Here is an 18,223-nt window from a genome sequence, read left to right as displayed (position 1 = left end):
CGGGAGCGCTCGGGTCAGGACTGTTCGAGGTCGCGGTCGATGAGTTCGAAGATCTCCTCGTCGGACGCCGAGTCGATCGCGTCGTCGGCGGTGCCGCGTTCGCCGTGGTGCGTCCCGAGCAGCGCGGTCAGCCTCGCCACGACCTCGTTCCGCGAATCGGCGTGCAAGGGGATCGTCGCGAGGACGTCTTCGAGGTGGCTGAGCGCGGACAGCACGGACGTGGCGTCGCCATCCCCGCCGATCAGCTCGGCGCGCAGGTGCGCGGCCATCTTGTGCGGCGTCGGGTGCTCGAAGACGAGGGTGGTGGGCAGCCGCAGGTTGGTCGCGGTGGCGAGCCGGTTGCGCAGTTCCACCGAGGTGAGCGAGTCGAAGCCGAGCTCCAGGAACGGGCGATCGGCGGGGATGTCGTCGAAACCGGTGTGCCCGAGAACGGCGGCGGCGTGCATCCGGACGACTTCCAGCACGGTGCGGTACTGGTGCTGCTCGGGCATTCCCTGCAACCGCGCCGTGAGCGGCTCGGCGTTCCGCGGCTGCGCCTCCCTGCGCTGCTCGGGGATTCGGCCGGCGAGCGACGTGGGGGCCTGGTGACGCCGGAGCGCCTTCGGGTCGAGCTTGATCGGCAGCAGCATCGGCTCGGAACTGCCGAGCGCCTCCTCGAACAGGCGGATCCCGTCCTCCGGCTCGAACGGCAGGGCGCCGCTGTTCGCCATGCGTTGCTGGTCGGCATGCGTGAGGTGCTGGGTCATGCCGTCGCCGGTGTTCCACGGGCCCCACGCGAGCGAGTGCGCGGGAAGCCCTTGGACGCGGCGGTATTGGGCGAAGGCGTCGAGGAAGGTGTTGGCCGCGGCGTAGTTGGCCTGGCCGGGGTTGCCGAGGAATCCGGAGACGGAGGAATAGAGGGCGAAGAACGCGAGGTCCTGCTGCCGCGTGGCGTGGTGCAGGTTCCAAGCGGTGTCCACTTTGGAATTCAGGACCGCGGTGAGCTGCTCGGCGGTGAGCGCGTGCACCGGTGCGTCGCGGAGGACGCCTGCGGTGTGGACGACGCCGGTCAGCGGGTGCCCGGCGGGGATGCTGTCGACCAGCTCGGTGAGTTGGCGGGCGTCGGCGATGTCGCAGGCCGCGATGGTGACAGCGGCTCCGAGCGCGGTCAGCTCGTCGCGGAGGCTCCCGGCGTTGGGCGCGGCCGGGCCCTGGCGGCCGGCGAGCAGGAGGTGGCAGCCGGGGTAGCGGGTGGCGAGGTGGCGGGCGAGGACGCTGCCGAGGGCGCCGGTGCCGCCGGTGATGAGGATGGTGCCGTGGGGGTCGGGCGTGGTGGGGATGGTGAGTGCGAGTTTGCCGGTGTGGCGGGCGTTGCTGAGGTGCCGGAATGCCTCGGGTGCTCGGCGGATGTCCCAGGCGGTCACCGGCAAGGGGGTCAGCCGGCGTTGATCGAACAGCGTGGTGAGGTCGCCGAGCATGGCCTGGAGGTGGGCCGGGTCGACTTCGGTGAGGTCGAAGGCGTGGTAGTGCAGTTCGGGGTGTTCGGCGGGGTCTCGGGGGTCGGTCTTGCCGAGCTCGATGAAGTGCCCGCCGGGCGTGAGCAGCTCCAGCGAAGCGTCCAGGAGCTCGCCGGTCACTGAGTTCAGGACGACGTCGACCGAGGGGAACTGCGTTGCGAAGTCCGTGGTGCGGGACGAGGCGATGTGGTCCTCGGGGATGCCGAGTTCTCGTAGGGTCGCCCATTTGCTGGGGTGTGCGGTGGCGTAGATGTCGGCGCCGTAGTGCTGGAGCAGCTGGATCGCGGCCATCCCGATGCCGCCCGCGGCGGCGTGCACGAGGACCTTCTGTCCTGGTTGGACTCCCACCAGGTGGTGGAGGGCGTGGTAGGTGGTGAGGAAGACCGCGGGCGCGGTCGCGGCCTGGGCGAAGCTCCACCCGTCGGGAACCGGTGCCAGCAGCCGGTGGTCGGTGATCGCGAGCGGGCCCATCGCGCCGGGCAGGACGCCCCACACCCGGTCGCCGACCCGCAGGCCGGGCACGTCGCCGGCGATCTCAGCGATGACGCCGGCGCCTTCCGCACCGAGCGGCGGGGTGCCGGGGTACATGCCGAGGGTGTTGAGGACGTCGCGGAAGTTCACGCCGACCGCCCGCACCGCGACCCGCACCTGCCCGGCCGCGAGCGGCGCCTCGGCCTCCGCGAACGCCGCGAGGTGGAGGTTGTCGATGCTGCCGCGCTCGGTCACGTCCAGCCGCCAAGCACCGCTCTCGGGCGGCGTCAGCTCCTGCCGGGAATCGGCGCGGCTCAGGCTGGGCGCGAACACCGCACCTCCCCGCAGCGCGAGCTGCCACGAGCGCGAGGCGATGGCCCTCCGCAGCAGATCCGGCACGTCCTGCTGGGAAAGATCGTCGGTGTCGACGAGCAGGATGCGATCCGGGTGCTCGTTCTGGGCCACCCGCAGCAGGCCCCACAACGGACCCGTGACCAGGTCCGGCGTCTCACCCGGGTGCACCGCCACCGCGCCTCGGGTCACCACCACCAGGTGGGTCGGCTGCTCCGGATCCGACAGCCACTCCTGCAGCCGCCCCAGGGCCTCCTGCGCCAGGCTCTCCACCCGGGCCGGAACGGACCCGCTGCCCGCGGGCGACCGGTAGTCGAGCACCAGCGCCTCGGGGGCCTCGCCACCGGGTTCGGCGGAGTGCGGCACCCAGTCGACGTGGAACAGCTCGCCGCGGCGCCCGCCGGTCGACCGTCGAAGGGTCAACGACCCGATGGTCGCCACCGGACGGCCGGTGCGGTCGGCCATGGCGAGCGCCATGGTGTCCTCGCCGGTGTGGCGCAGCCGGACGCGAAGCCGCGACGAACCGGCGAGGTGGAGGCGGACATTGGCCCAGGAGAAGACCAGTCGGGTACGGCCGTCGCCCCGGTCGTCGTCGATGACGGCGGCGTGCTGGGTGGCATCGAGGAGCGCGGGGTGGACCGTCCAGCCCTGTGCGCTGTGCTCGTCGGGCAATGCGACCTCGGCGTAGATGTCGTCGCCGAGCCGCCAGGCGGAGTGCAGGCCGCGGAACGCCGGGCCGTAGTCGAAGCCCTGCCCGGCCAGCACGTCGTACAGATCGCTGACGTCGACGGGGATCGCCCCTTCCGGCGGCCAGACCGTCAGGTCCGGTGCATCGTCGCTCTCGGCGCTGCTGGCGGTGGCGGCCGCGTGGCGGGTCCACGACTCGCCCTCGCCGCGTGAATGGATCGACAGGCTCCGCCGGCCGTCGTCGCCAACGGCCGTGGCGGTCACGTGGAGCGCGACGTGGCCGTGCTCCCGGAGTTCGAGGGGCGTGAGAACGGTGAGGTCGTCCAGTTGATGCCCGAGCTCGGTGGCGACGTGGAGCGCCATGTCGAGGTACGCGGTGCCGGGCAGCAGGACGGTGCCCCGGACGACGTGGTCGGCGAGCCAGGGGTGGTCGTCGAGCGAGACGCGCCCGGTGAAGATCACCTCGCCGGTGTCGGGGACATCGGTGCGCGCGGACAGCAGTGGATGCCCGCTGCTGTCCAGCCCCAGCGTCTCGGGCCTTCCGGCGGAAGCCGACGAGCTGAGCCAGTACCGCTGGCGCTGGAAGGCGTAGGTGGGCAGGTCGAAGGTCCGGGCCGGGGACAGGAGGGTGGCCCAGCGCGGGCTGAGTCCGGTGGTGTGCGCGCAGGTCAGGGCCGTGAGGTACGCGGTGGTGTCGTCCGTGCCGGGCTTGAGGGTGGCGTGGCCGGGGGTGTCGTGGGTGGTCCGGGCGAGGGTGGAGAGCGTGGTGTCCGGCCCGAGCTCGATGTGGTGCGTGACGGTGTGGTTCTGGTGCAGCCAGGTGAGCGCGGGGTGGAACCGGACGGCCCGCCGGATCTGCCGGGCCCAGTAGGCCGGAGTCGCGATGTCGTCGGTGATCGTCCCGGTGACGGTGGAGACGACCGGGATCGTCGGCGGGTGGTAGGTCAGCTCCCGGGCGGTCTGTTCGAGCGCGTCGACCAGCGGCTCGCAGTGGGGCGAGTGGAAAGCGCGGCTGGTGTGCAGTTCCCGGGTGGTGCGGCCTTGATCCCGCCAGTGTTCGGTGATGGCGCGCACGGGGTCGGGGTCGCCGGAGATCACTGTGGACTGTGGGCTGTTGATGGCTGCGATGGACACGCCGCTGTCCGGGGCGAGGAGTTCGGGGTGCGCGTCGGTGAGCTCGTCTTCGCCGGCCTGGATGCTCGCCATCACCCCGGTGCCGGGCAGGGTGCGCATCAACTGAGCCCGCGCGGCCAGCAGGCGCGCCGCGTCGGGCAACGTGAGTATTCCGGCGAGGTGGGCGGCGGTGAGTTCGCCGATGGAGTGGCCGATGAGGTGGTCGGGGGTGATGCCGTGGTGTTCGAGCAGTCGGAACAAGGCGACTTGCAGTGCGAACAGCGCTGGCTGCGCGATCAGTGTGTCCTCGACTTCGTCGGGCTGCCCGTGGAAGACGATGTCGGTGAGCGGCCGGTCCAAGCTGAGCAGCGGGTCGAGGTGTGCGCATGTCTCGTCCCAGGCTTCGGCGAACACGGGGAACGCCTCGTGCAGGCCCTGTCCCATGCCTGGGCGCTGGCTGCCTTGCCCGGACAACAGCATCGCCACGTGGCTGCGGCGGGTCGTCGCCAAGCCACGGATGATCCCGTCCGCGTCCCGGCCACGGGCCAGCTCATCCAGCCCGGCCAGCAGTTCCTCGCGGTCGGAGCCCAGGATCGCGGCGCGGTGTTCGAAGGTGGATCGGGTAGTGGCCAGTGACCAGGCCACCTCGGCGGGCGTCCAGTCGTCCCGGTCGCTGAGCTGGGTGTGCAACCGTTGTGCTTGCGCTGTCAGGGCGTCCGGTGTTCTCGCGGAGATCATCCAAGGCACCTGAACCGAGCCGGTGACGTCCTGTGTGGACTCGTTCGGTGGTGCCTGTTCGAGGATGAGGTGCGCGTTGGTGCCGGAAACACCGAAGGACGAGACTGCGGCCCGGCGCGGCCGGTCGTCTTCCGGCCAGGACCGGGATTCGGTGAGCAGCGCGAGCGCGCCGCTGCTCCAGTCGATGTGGGGCGAGGGCTCGTCGGCGTGGAGCGTGGCGGGCAGCTGGTCGTGCCGGAAGGCCTGGATCATCTTGATGACGCCTGCAACTCCGGCCGCCGCCTGGGCGTGGCCGATGTTGGACTTCAGCGATCCCAGCCACACCGGTCGTTCGGTGGTGTGGTGCTGGCCGTAGGTTGCCAGCAGCGCCTGCGCCTCGATGGGGTCGCCCAGTGACGTGCCGGTTCCGTGGGCTTCGACGGCGTCGATGTCGGCGGGTGTGAGCCCGGCGTTGGCCAGCGCCTGCTGGATGACGCGTTCCTGCGAGGGCCCGTTGGGTGCGGTAAGCCCGTTGCTGGCGCCATCCTGGTTGATCGCGCTGCCGCGGATCACCGCCAGCACGCGGTGACCGTTGCGCTGGGCGTCCGAGAGCCGCTCCAGCATCACGATCCCGACGCCTTCCGACCAGGTGGTGCCGTCGGCGTCGGCGGAGAACGCCTTGCAGCGCCCATCCCGCGCCAGGCCCCGCTGGCGGCTGAACTCCAGGAAGATGCCCGGAGCCGCCATGATCGTCACCCCGCCGGCCAGCGCCAGTCTCGCCTCGCCGGAGCGCAGCGACTGGCAAGCGAGGTGCATCGCCACCAGCGACGACGAGCAGGCGGTGTCCACGGTGACCGCCGGGCCTTCCAGCCCGAGGGTGTAGGCGACCCGCCCCGACATGACGCTCGGCGTCGTGCCCGTGAGCGCGTGGCCTGATGAATCCGGCGCCACCTGGTGCAGCGGCGGACCGTAGTCCTGCGCGGTCGCTCCGACGAAGGTCCCGGTGGCGGTGCCGCGGAGCGTCGCCGGATCGATTCCGGCGTTCTCGATCGCTTCCCACGTGGCTTCGAGGAGCAGGCGCTGCTGGGGATCCATGGCGAGCGCCTCGCGCGGGCTGATGCCGAAGAACGCCGGATCGAACTCCGCCGCGTCCAGCAGGAATCCGCCCTGCCGGCAGTACGTCGTCCCCGGGTTGTCGGGATCGGGGTGGAAGAGGCGCTGGAGGTCCCAGCCGCGGTTCGCCGGGAAGTCCGAGATCGCGTCCGTGGCGGAGGCGACCAGGTCCCAGAGCTGCTCCGGCGATGCGACACCGCCCGGCAGGCGGCACGCCATGCCGACGACCGCGATCGGCTCGCGCTCGTCGATCGGCGCGGAGTCCGGTGTGGACCGGGAGCTCGGCTCGCCCAGCAGCAGTTCCAGCAGGTGGTCCGCGAGCTGGGTGGGCGTGGGGTGGTCGTAGATGAGGGTGGCGGGGAGGGAGATCCGGGTGGTGGCGGCGAGTTGGTTGCGGAGCTGGATCGCGGTGACGGAGTCGTAGCCGATCTGCTGGAACGTGTGGTGGGTGGGGATCGAGTCGGGATCGGCGTAGTTGAGGACGGCGGCGGCGTGCCGGATGACGTGGTCGAGGAGGTGGGTGTGCCGTTGGTGCGCGGGGAGCTGGGCGAGCTGCCGGCGGAGCTTGCCGGTCGGTGTCGTTTCGCCCTTGGGGCGGCGGATGTCCTCGCTTTCCGCCAGGCGGGTGGTGTTCGGTGCGAGCCAGAACCGTTCGCGCTGGAACGGGTACGTGGGGAGGGAGATGCGCTCGCCGGCGGGCAGGACGGCCTGCCATGCGATGGGTGTGCCATTGGCCCAGAGGTGCGCGGCGTTGGCGAGGAGCGTGTCCCCGCCGGGGTGGTCGCGGTGCAGCGTGGTCGCGCTGGTCGCGTCGGCGGCGATGGTGCTGATGTGGTGCGTCAGCGTGGGGTGCGGGCTGGGTTCGAGGTAGGTGTGGTGCCCGGAAGCGTTCAGCCGCGTGATGGTGCGGTGGAATTCGACGGTGGTGGCGAGGTTGGTGTACCAGTACTCGGCGTCGAGTCCGGTGGTGTCGTGCGCCTCGCCGGTGACGGTGGAGTGGAACGGGATTTCGCTGGTTTGCGGGGTGAGTCCGGCGAGTTGTTCCAGCAGTGGCTGTCGGAGGGTTTCGACGTGGTGGCTGTGAGAGGCGTAGTCCACCGGTAGCACGCGGGATCGCACACCTCGCTCGGTGAGCGTGGCGTGGAGGCGGTGGATGGCGTCGGTGTCGCCGGAGAGGACGGTGGCGGTGGGGCTGTTGATCGCGGCGATCGAAACTCGTTCGTCGAGATGGGGTTTGAGGTCGTCGACGGAGAGTGCGGTGGAGAGCATGCTGCCGTGTCCGGCGAGGTGGGTGCGGATCAGCTGGGATCGCAAGGCGACGACGCGGGCGGCTTGGTCGAGGTCGAGTGCACCGGCGATGTGCGCGGCGGCGATTTCTCCTTGGGAGTGGCCGACGACTGCGGCGGGTCGTACTCCATGGGATTGCCAGACCCGGGTCAGGGAGACCATGACGGCGAACAGTGCGGGTTGGATGACGTCGACACGTTCCAAGGTGTCGCCGTTGCGGAGCAGGTCGGTGACCGACCAGTCCTGATATCTCGATAGTGCTTGGTCGCACTCGGCCAGGGCTGCGGCGAAGACGGGGTTGGTGTCGAGCAGTTCGCGGCCCATGCCGGGCCATTGGCCGCCCTGACCGGGGAAGACCAGCACCACGCGCTCCGGGTCCGGCGTCATGGGGCCGGTGCGCTGCATGATCCGGGGGGAGACCTCGCCGCGGGCCAAGGCATGCAGCTCGTTCAGCAGCTCGTCCCGGTCGTGCCCGAGGACCACGGCTCGGTGTTCGAGCGCGGCACGGGTGGTGGCCAGCGACCATGCCACGTTCGAAGGCGTCCAACCGGAGTCCTGCGCCAGGTGGTCGTGCAGCCGTGCTGCTTGCGCAGCGAGGGCCTCGGGCGTTCTGGCGGAGACCACCCACGGAACCAGGTGACCAGTACCGGCGATGATCTCCGCAGGGCGGTTGTCCTGTGTGGACTCTTCTGGTGGGGCCTGTTCGAGGATGAGGTGGGCGTTGGTGCCGGAGACGCCGAAGGAGGAGACGGCGGCGCGGCGTGGCCGGTCGGTTTCCGGCCAGGGCTGGGGTTCGGCGAGCAGTGCGAGGGCGCCGCTGCTCCAGTCGATGTGTGCCGAGGGTTCGTCGGCGTGCAGCGTCGCGGGCAGTTCGTCGTGGTGGAACGCCTGCACCATTTTGATGACACCCGCAACGCCTGCGGCGGCTTGGGTGTGGCCGATGTTGGATTTCAGCGACCCGAGCCACACCGGTCGTTCGGCGGTGTGGTGCTGGCCGTAGGTGGCCAGCAGGGCTTGGGCTTCGATGGGGTCGCCCAGTGAGGTCCCGGTCCCGTGGGCTTCGACGGCGTCGATGTCGGCAGGTGTGAGTCCGGCGTTGGCCAGTGCTTGCAGGATGACGCGTTCCTGCGACGGTCCGTTGGGTGCGGTCAGGCCATTGCTCGCGCCATCCTGGTTCACCGCGCTACCGCGGATCACGGCGAGAACGCGGTGACCGTTGCGCTGCGCGTCGGAGAGACGTTCCAGTGCTACGACTCCGGCTCCTTCGGCCCAGCTCGTGCCGTCAGCCCCGGCGGAGAAGGCCTTGCAGCGCCCGTCCCGTGCGAGCCCGCGCTGGCGGCTGAACTCGATGAACATCCCGGGCGTCGCCATGATCGTGGCCCCGCCCGCCAGCGCCATGCTCGACTCGCCCGATCGCAGCGACTGGCACGCCAGGTGCATCGCCACCAGCGACGACGAGCACGCGGTGTCCACGGTCACCGCCGGGCCTTCCAAACCCAGCAGATAAGCCACGCGCCCCGAGAACGCGCTGGACGTCGTGCCGGTCAGGACGTGCCCTTCCACGTCCTTCGCCGCGTTGTGCAGCCGCGCCCCGTAGTCCTGCGGGATCGCTCCGACGAAGACTCCGGTCGGGCTGCCGCGCAGCTCGTCGGGGTCGATGCCCGCGTTTTCGAGGACCTCCCAGGTGGTTTCCAGCAGGAGTCGCTGCTGCGGGTCCATGGCGAGCGCTTCGCGCGGGCTGATGCCGAAGAACGCCGGGTCGAACTGGTCGGCGTCGTGCAGGAACCCGCCGTGGCGGGCGTACGACTTCCCCGACGCGTCGGGGTCCGGGTCGAAGAGGTCGTCCAGGTTCCAGCCGCGGTTGGTGGGGAAGCCGGTGATGGCGTCGGCGCCGGCCGCGACCAGCTGCCACAGTTCGTCCGGCGAGTGCACGCTGCCGGGAAGCCGGCAGGCCATGCCGACGATGGCGATCGGCTCGTCGTCGTCGGCGCGCCGCGTCGTCCTCGGGCCGGGCCGGGTCTTCGGGCGATCGGCCAGCAGGAGGGTGCACAGCCGGTCGGACAGCGTCCAAGGCGTGGGGTGGTCGAAGATCAGTCCGGGCGGCAGGGAAAGCCCGGTGGCGGCGGCGAGCCGGTTCCGCAACTCCACCGAGGTCAACGAGTCGAACCCCAAGCTCTTGAAGCTCGGCCGCGAGTCGATGCTCGCCGGATCGGAGTGGCCCAGAACCGCAGCGGCGTGGGTTTGGACGAGCTCCAGCACCACGCGGTGGCGTTGCGCCTCGGGCACGGCCGCCAAGCGACCGGCCAGCGACGACGGTGCCGCTGCCCGCCGCGTTCGGGCCCGGCCGGGAGTCAGGTCGCTCAGCAATGCGACCGGCCGGCGCTTGTTGTCGAGGCGGAGCGGCACCAGGTACGAGTCCGGGCTGCCGCCGGCCTGGTCGAACAGGCGGAGGGCCTCGCCGGGATCGAGGAAGTGCATCCCGATGTCGGCCATGCGCTCCCGCTCGCCGCGAGTGAGGTGCTGCGTCATGCCGCGGTCGGTGCTCCAAGGCCCCCAGGCGAGCGAGTGCGCCGGAAGCCCTTGGGCGTGGCGGTGTTCGGCGAGGGCGTCGAGGAAGGTGTTGGCGGCGGCGTAGTTGGCTTGGCCGGGGTTGCCGAGCAGTGCGGCGGCGGAGGAGTAGAGGGCGAAGAACGCGAGGTCCTGCTGCCGGGTGGCGTGGTGCAGGTTCCAGGCGGAGTCCACTTTGGATTGCAGCACCTCGGCGAGCTGCTCGGCGGTGAGCGCGTGTACCGGGGCGTCGTGGAGGGCGCCGGCGGCGTGGACGACTCCGGTGAGCGGCCGGTCGGCCGGGATGGTGTCGAGAAGTCGTTGCACCGCAGCGGAATCGGTGAAGTCGCAGGCCGTGATGCTGACGTCCGCCCCGAGGGCTCGCAGCTCGTCGCGGAGCTGGGCCGCGCCCGGTGCGGCTGGGCCTTGGCGGCTGGCCAGGAGGAGGTGTCCGGGGTGTTGTGCGGCGAGGTGGCGGGCGAGGGTGGTGCCGAGGGCGCCGGTGCCGCCGGTGATGAGGATGGTGCCGTCGGGTTTGGATGGTGCGGGGATGGTGAGTGCGAGTTTGCCGGTGTGGCGGGCGTTGCTGAGGTGCCGGAAGGCGTCTGGGGCTTGCCGGATGTCCCAGGCGGTCACCGGCAACGGAGCTAGGGCGCCGCTGGCGAACAGGCGGGCGAGGTCGCCGAGCATGGCCTGGAGGTGGCCGGGGTCGGCTTCGGTGAGGTCGAAGGCGTGGTAGTGCAGTTCGGGGTGGTCGCTGGGGTCTCGGGGGTCGGTCTTGCCGAGTTCGACGAAGTGCCCGCCCTCGTCGAGCAGGTCGATCGAGGCGTCGAGGAGCTCGCCGGTCAGTGAGTTCAGGACGACGTCGACCGAGGGGAACTGCGTCGCGAAATCCGGTGTGCGCGACGAGGCGATGTGATCCGCGGGAATCCCGAGTTCTCGCAGGGTCGCCCATTTGCTGGGGTGTGCGGTGGCGTAGATGTCGGCGCCGTAGTGCTGGAGGAGCTGGATGGCGGCCATGCCGACCCCGCCCGCGGCGGCGTGCACGAGCACGCGCTGCCCGGGCTGGACCCGCGCCAGGTGGTGGAGGGCGTGATAGGCGGTCAGGAACACCGCGGGCGTGGCGGCGGCCTGGGCGAACGTCCAGTCCTGCGGTACGCGGGCGAACACCCGGTGATCGCCGACCGCCAGCGGGCCCATCGCGCCGGCCAGCATGCCCGCCACCCGGTCGCCGACCGACAGGCGATCGACATCGGAGGCGGCCTCGGTGACGACACCGGCGACCTCGATGCCCAGCGGCGGGACGCCGGGGTACATGCCGAGGGCGTTGAGCACGTCGCGGAAGTTCAGCCCGACCGCCCGCACCGCGACCCGGACCTGACCAGCCGAAAGCGGCGCCTCTGCCGCCTCGAACGCCGCCAGGTGGAGGTTGTCGATGCTGCCGCGGTCGGTCACGTCCAGCCGCCACGCACGGCTCTCGGGAGGGGTGAGGACCTCTTGGGTGCGCGTCAACCGGGGCACGGACACCGAATCGCCGCGCACCGCGATCTGCGGTTCACCCTGGTGCAGGGCGACGCCGACGACTTGCCGCAGCCGGTCGTGATCGGCGTGCGCGTCGGCATCGACGAGCAGGATCCGGTCGGGGTGCTCGTTCTGCGCCACCCGCAGCAGGCCCCACAGCGGGCCGGTGACCAGGTCCGGAACCTCTCCCGCCTGCACCGCCACCGCGCCCCGCGTCACCAGCGCCAGACGCGCTTCCGCCCCGTCCGACAACCAGCTCTGCACCTGATCCAGCGCTTCCCGGGTGACTCGCGCAACGGACGCCGGGACGTCCTCCGACGGATCGATCGCGCGGAAGTCGGCCAGCACCACATCGGGGCGCGGATCACCGCTGTCCGCGTGCAGATCCGCGTTCAGCTGCGTCCACTTCAGACGGAGCAGCTCGGCGTCCCGGCCGCCGGTTGCCGCGGCCGGCCGCAGGGTCAGGGCCTCGACCTCGGCCACGGGATCGCCGGCCTCGTCCGCGGCGGCGATGCGGATCGTGCCGGAACCGGTCGGCCGGATGCCGACCCGGAGGCGTTGCGCGCCCCGCTGGTGGAGCCGGATTCCGCTCCAGGAGAAGGGAAGGAGTGCGTCCTGGGAGTCGCCGAGCCTCGGCAGCAGGGCCGCCTGGACCGCCGGATCGAGCAGCGCGGGGTGGATCGCCCAGCCGCCTGCGCCGGCTTCTTCGGGCAAGGTGACCTCGGCGTACAGGTCGTCGCCGTCCTCCCACAGGGCTTGGAGCCCCTGGAACGCCGGCCCGTAGTCGAGGCCGCGGTCGCCGAAGATGTCGTACGCATCGGCCAGATCCACCGGCGTGGCGTGCTCCGGCGGTGTGGTGGCCGGAAAGTCAGCCCGAGGACGTTGCGCGTCGACGCTCAGGACACCCGCAGCGTGCTGGGTCCAGTCCTGGGCTTCGTCGTCGGCCGACTCGCGCGAGTGGATGGTGACATCGCGACTTCCGGACTCGCTCTCCGGCGCGATCGTCAGGCGCAGCGCGAGGTGCCCGTGGGCGGGCAGCGCGAGCGGCGTGTGGAGGGTGAGTTCTTCGACGGTGCAGTCGAGTTGCGCGCCCGCGTGCAACGTCATGTCGAGCAGCGCGGTGCCCGGGAGCAGCACGGTGTCCTGGACGACGTGGTCGGCCAGCCACGGCTGCGCTTCGAGCGAGATCCGCCCGGTGAAGACCGTCTCGCCGGTCCGAGGCATGTCGACGCGTGCGGCGAGCAGCGGGTGCCCGGTGCTCGCCAGCCCCAGCGTCTCGGGGCGTCCGGCCGGCCGTTCCGCGTTCAGCCAGTACCGCTGGTGCTGGAAGGCGTAGGTGGGGAGGTCGATGATCCGGCTCGGTGGGAGGAGCGTGGGCCAGCGGACCGGGAGGCCCGTGGTGTGGGCACCGGCGAGGGCGGTGACGTAGGCGGTCGCGTCGTCGGTGCCGGCGCGCAAGGCGGGGTGGCTGGGCGTGTCGTGCGTGGTGCGCGCGAGGGTGGTGAGGGTCGCGTCGGGGCCGAGCTCCAGGTGATGGGTGACGTTGTGGTGCTCGTGGAGCCAGGCCAGGGCAGGCGAGAAGCGGACCGGTCGACGTACCTGGCGTGCCCAGTAGGCCGGGGTGGTGAGCTCGTCGGTGACGTTCCCGGTGACGGTGGAGATGATCGGGATCTTCGGCGGGTGGAAGGTCAGCTCGCGGGCGATGCGTTCGAGCTCGTCGAGCAGCGGCTCGCAGTGCGGCGAGTGGAAAGCGCGGCTGGTGTGCAGGTCCCGGACGGTGCGGCCCTGCCCGCGCCAGTGCTCGCGGATGGCGTGGACTGCGTCGGGATCACCGGAGACGACGGTCGACTGCGGGGCGTTGAGCGCGGCGATCGAGACGCCGCTGCGCGGATCCTGGAGCTCGGGGTGCGCGTCGAGGAGTTCCTGCTCCGCTGCCTGGATCCCGGCCATGACCCCGTGCGCGGGGAGGGCCTGCATCAACCGGGCCCGCCCGGCGAGCAGGGCGGCGGCGTCGGGCAGGGAGAACACCCCGGCCAGGTGCGCGGCCGTGAGCTCGCCGACGGAATGGCCGATGAGGTGATCCGGCACGATTCCGTGGTGTTCGAGCAGCCGGAACAACGCGACCTGCAGCGCGAACAGCGCAGGCTGAGCGACCAGCGTTCGTTCCACCTCGGCGTCGTCGCCGTGGAACACGATGTCGGTGAGCGGTCGGTCCAGACCCAGCAGCGGGTCCAGGTGCGCGCACGCTTCGTCCCAGGCCTGGGCGAACACCGGGAACGCCTCGTGCAGCCCACGGCCCATGCCGGGTCGCTGGCTCCCCTGGCCGGACAGCAGCATGGCGACGCTCGGCTGGTCTGCGGCGATGCCTCGCGCGATGTCCGAAGCGCCCTCGGCACGGGCGAGGATTTCCAGCCCCGCCAGCAATTCCTCGCGGCCGGCGCCGACGATCGCGGCTCGGTGCGCGAAGGCGGTGCGGGTGGTGGCCAGCGACCGAGCCACCTCGGCCGGCGTCCAGTCGGTCCGGTCACCGAGGTGGGAAAGCAGGCGTTCTGCTTGCGATGCAAGAGCTTCCGGCGTTCTCGCGGAGATCACCCACGGCACGGCCCCCGGATCGGCGACCGAGATCGGGGTGTCCGTTGTGGACTCCGCGGTCGGCGGCTGTTCGAGGACGAGGTGCGCGTTGGTGCCGGAGATGCCGAACGACGAGACGGCGGCGCGACGCGGCCGTTCGCCCTCGGGCCACGGCCGGGGCTGATCGAGCAGTGCGACGGCGCCGCTGCTCCAGTCGACGTGGGGAGACGGTTCGTCGGCGTGCAGCGTGGCGGGCAGCTCTTCGTGACGGAGCGCCTGCACCATCTTGATGACGCCCGCGACACCGGCAGCTGCTTGGGTGTGGCCGATGTTGGACTTCAGCGATCCCAGCCACACCGGCCGCTCGGGGCTGTGGTGCTCGCCGTAGGTGGCGAGCAGTGCTTGGGCTTCGATCGGATCACCCAACGCCGTGCCCGTGCCGTGGGCTTCCACGGCGTCGACGTCGGCGGGCGTGAGCCCGGCGTTGGCCAAGGCCTGCAGGATCACCCGCTCCTGGGCAAGTCCGCTCGGCGCGGTCAGGCCGTTGCTGGCGCCGTCCTGGTTGATCGCGCTTCCCCGGATCACCGCCAGGACCCGGTGGCCGTTGCGCACGGCCGCCGACAGCCGCTCCAACACCACCACTCCGACGCCTTCGGCCCAGCTGGTTCCGTCGGCGTCCGCGGAGAAGGCCTTGCAGCGCCCGTTCTGCGCGAGCCCGCGCTGGCGGCTGAACTCGATGAACATGCCGGGCGTGGCCATCACCGTAACCCCGCCGGCCAGCGCCAGGCCCGATTCGCCCGACCGCAGCGATTCGCAGGCCAGGTGCATCGCCACCAGCGACGACGAGCACGCGGTGTCCACTGTGACCGCCGGGCCGTGCAAGCCCAGGGAGTAGGCGATCCGCCCGGACAGGATGCTCGGCGTGGTGCCGGTCAGCGAATGCCCCTCGCCGGACTGGTCCAGGCGAGGCCCGTAGTCCTGCGCGGTCGCGCCGACGAATGTCCCGGTGGACGTGCCGCGCAGCGCCGCCGGATCGATCCCGGCGCGCTCCAGCGCCTCCCACGACGTTTCCAGCAGCAGCCGCTGCTGGGGGTCCATCGCCAGCGCTTCGCGCGGGCTGATGCCGAAGAAGACGGGATCGAAGGACGCCGCGTCGTGCAGGAATCCGCCCTGCCGGGCGTAGGACTTGCCTGCCGCGCCCGGATCCGGGTCGAAGAGGGCGTCCAGGTCCCAGCCGCGATCGGTGGGGAACCCGGAGATCGCGTCCGCACCGGAGGTGACGAGCCGCCACAGGTCCTCCGGCGACCGCGCGCCACCGGGCAGGCGACAGGCCATGCCCACGATCACGATCGGCTCATCGCCGGCCGACGTGCTGACCGCGGTCGGCTCCCCACCACCGGCCCCGGCCAGCTCCGCGCGCAGGTGATCGGCCAGTTCGACGGGCGTTGGGTAGCTGTAGAGCGCCGCGGTCGTCAGCCGGAGCCCGGTGGCGGCGGCGAGGCGGTCGCGCAGCTCCACCGTCCCGAGCGAGTCGAAGCCGAGCTCGCGGAGCGTGCGCCGCGGTTCGACGTCCTCCGGCGAGGAATGCCCCAGGATGACGGCGGCCTGGGAGCGCACGAGCTCCAGCGGGTCCTGCTCGCTCTTGGCCGCGGGCGCCGCGACCGCCTCGTCGTCGGTCGCCTCCTCGTCCAGCCAGTACCGCCGCCGCTGGAAGGCGTAGGTCGGCAGGTCGATCCGCCGGCCAGCGGGCAGCAGAACCGTCCAGTCGACCGGAACGCCGGTCGCGTGCGCGCGGGCGAGGCAGGTCAGCACGCTCTCGGGTGCCGGAAGGTCCGGGTGCAGCGCCGGGATGGCCGGGATGTCGCCGTGCACCTCGCGCGCGAGCGTCGTGAGGGTCGTACCCGGGCCGATCTCCAGGTGGTGGGTCGCTTCGTGGTTGCGATGGAGCCAGGTCAGCGCCGGGTGGAACCGGACGGGATCGCGCAGCTGGCGCACCCAGTAGCCCGGCGTCGTGATCGCGTCGCTGCGATCACCGGTCAGGGTGGAGATGATCGGGATGCCCGGCCGGTGGTAGGTGAGCCGCGCCGCGGTCGACTCGAACTCGTCGAGGATGGCGTCGCAGTGCGGTGAGTGGAAGGCGCGGCTGGTGCGCAGCCGCCGGACGTGGCGGCCGGCCTGGCGCCAATGCCGCAGGATCGCGTCCACCGGCTCGGGCTCGCCGGAGATCACCGTGCTGTCCGGCGCGTTGAGCGCCGCGATGGCCACGCCGGCCGCCGGGTCGGCGAGTTCGGGGTGGGACCGGGTGAGTTCGGCTTCGGTCGCCTGCACGGCGGCCATGACGCCGGAGTCCGGCAGCGACTGCATGAGGCGCGCGCGGGCGGCGAGCAGCGTCGCCGCATCGGGCAAGGTGAGGATGCCGGAGACGTGCGCCGCGCTCAGCTCGCCCACGGAGTGGCCGATGAGGAAGTCGGCGCCGATGCCGTGCCCCTCGAACAGCCGGAACAGCGCGACCTGGAGCGCGAACAGGGCGGGCTGCGCGACGAGCGTCTCGTTCAGGGCGTCCTGGCTGCCGGCGAAGACGACCTCGGTGAGCGGGCGGTCCAGGCCGAGCAGCGGATCGAGGTGCTCGCACGCCTCGTCCCATGCTTCGGCGAATTGGGGAAAGGCGCGGTGGAGTTCGCGTCCCATTCCGGCTCGTTGGCTGCCCTGCCCGGAGAACAGCATCGCGACGCCGCTGCCGCTCGCCACCACGCCGCGCACGAGCCCCGGACCTTCGCCGCCCCGCGCGAGTTCTTCCAGCCGGGCCATCAGTTCTTCTTCGTCGCGGCCGAGGATCGCGGCGCGCTGCGCGTGCTGGCTCCGCGTGGTCGCCAGCGACCACGCCACGTCGGACGACGACCACTCCCGGTGCTCGCGGAGGTGTGCGTGCAGCCGGGCCGCTTGCGCGCACAGCGCTTCCGGAGTTCTCCCCGAAACCAGCCAGGGCACGGTGCCCGTGATGTCGCCGGGCTCGCCGGTCTCGGTGGCGGGCGGCTCCGTCACGACGAGGTGGCAGTTCGTGCCGCCCATGCCGAAGGAACTCGCGCCCGCCGTCAGCGGCCGGTCCGGCCGGGGCCACGGCCCGAGTTCCCGCTGGACCGCCAGGTTCAGGGAATCCAGTGGTATAGCGGGATTCGGCGTCTCGAAGTTGAGGCTCGGCGGCAGCATGCGGTGCCGGATGGCCAGCGCCACCTTGAGCAGGCCGACGATGCCCGCCGCGCCCTCCAAGTGCCCGACGTTCGTCTTGGCGGAGCCGACCGGCAGGGGAGAGCCGGGCGGCCGGACGGCGCCCAGCGCCGCGCCGAGCGCCGAGGCCTCCACCGGATCGCCCACCTTCGTGCCCGTGCCGTGCAGCTCGACGTACTGCACCTCCGCCGGGTCCACACCGGACGCCGCGTACGCCGCGCGGAGGACTTCCCGCTGTGCCAACGAATCGGGCACCGTCAGGCCGTCGCTCGCGCCGTCGTTGTTGACCGCCCCGCCGCGGATCACGCAGTAGATCGGGTCGCCGTCGGCCACCGCACGCGACAGGGGCTTGAGGACTACCACGCCGCCGCCTTCGCCGCGCACGTATCCGTTGGCGCGGGCGTCGAAGGTGTAGCAGCGGCCGTCGGGCGACAGGCTGCCGAACTCCTCCACGCACTCCGAGCTCTCCGGCGCGAGGATGAGGTTCACGCCGCCCGCCAGCGCCAGGTCGGTCTCCCCGGACCGCAGGTTCTCGCAGGCGAGGTGCACGGCCACCAGCGACGACGACTGCGCGCTGTCGACGACCAGGCTCGGGCCGCGCAGCCCCAGGGCGTACGACACGCGATTCGCGATGATGCCGCGCTGCAGGCCGGTCGAGGTGTGCCGGCCGATCGCCCGCGGCGCGCGGCGGTGCAGCAGGGTCGCGTAGTCGTCGGCCGCGCACCCGAGGAACACGCCGGCCCGGCTGCCCCGGACCCGGTCCGCGACGAGCCCGGCGTCTTCGAGCGCCTCCCAGGCCAGCTCCAGGACCAGCCGCTGCTGGGGATCCATCGCGCGGGCCTCGCGCGGCGAGATGCCGAAGAAGTCGGCGTCGAAGCCGTCGACGCGATCGAGGAACCCGCCCCGGCGGGTGGCCCCGGACGCATCGGGGCCGCAGCGGTCGGCAGGTGCGTCGGCGATCGCGCTGCCGCCGTCCCGCAGCAGCCGCCACAATGCGCGCATGTCCGCTGCCTTCGGGAGCCGACATGCGGCGCCGATGACGGCGATCCCGTCATCGGCGGCCGAACGATCTCCTATCCCTGCGCGGTCAGATCCGGGTACCAAGTGAACTCCCTGTCGGCTCG

Annotated in this window: 1 protein-coding gene; it reads right to left on the bottom strand. The window is 71.7% G+C overall.

Going from position 1 to position 18,223, the window contains the following annotated elements; genetic code table 11:
* Positions 1-14: 14 nt before the first annotated feature.
* Complete coding sequence (locus tag AC07EQ_RS01605; RefSeq protein WP_478386231.1) at positions 15-18,146, bottom strand: type I polyketide synthase; 18,132 nt, start codon at positions 18,144-18,146, stop codon at positions 15-17.
* Positions 18,147-18,223 lie beyond the last annotated feature (77 nt).

Source organism: Saccharopolyspora sp. NPDC045839 (assembly GCF_056431645.1).
Note: the sequence above shows the minus strand (reverse complement) of the source record. Positions and strands in the feature narration are given on the sequence as shown.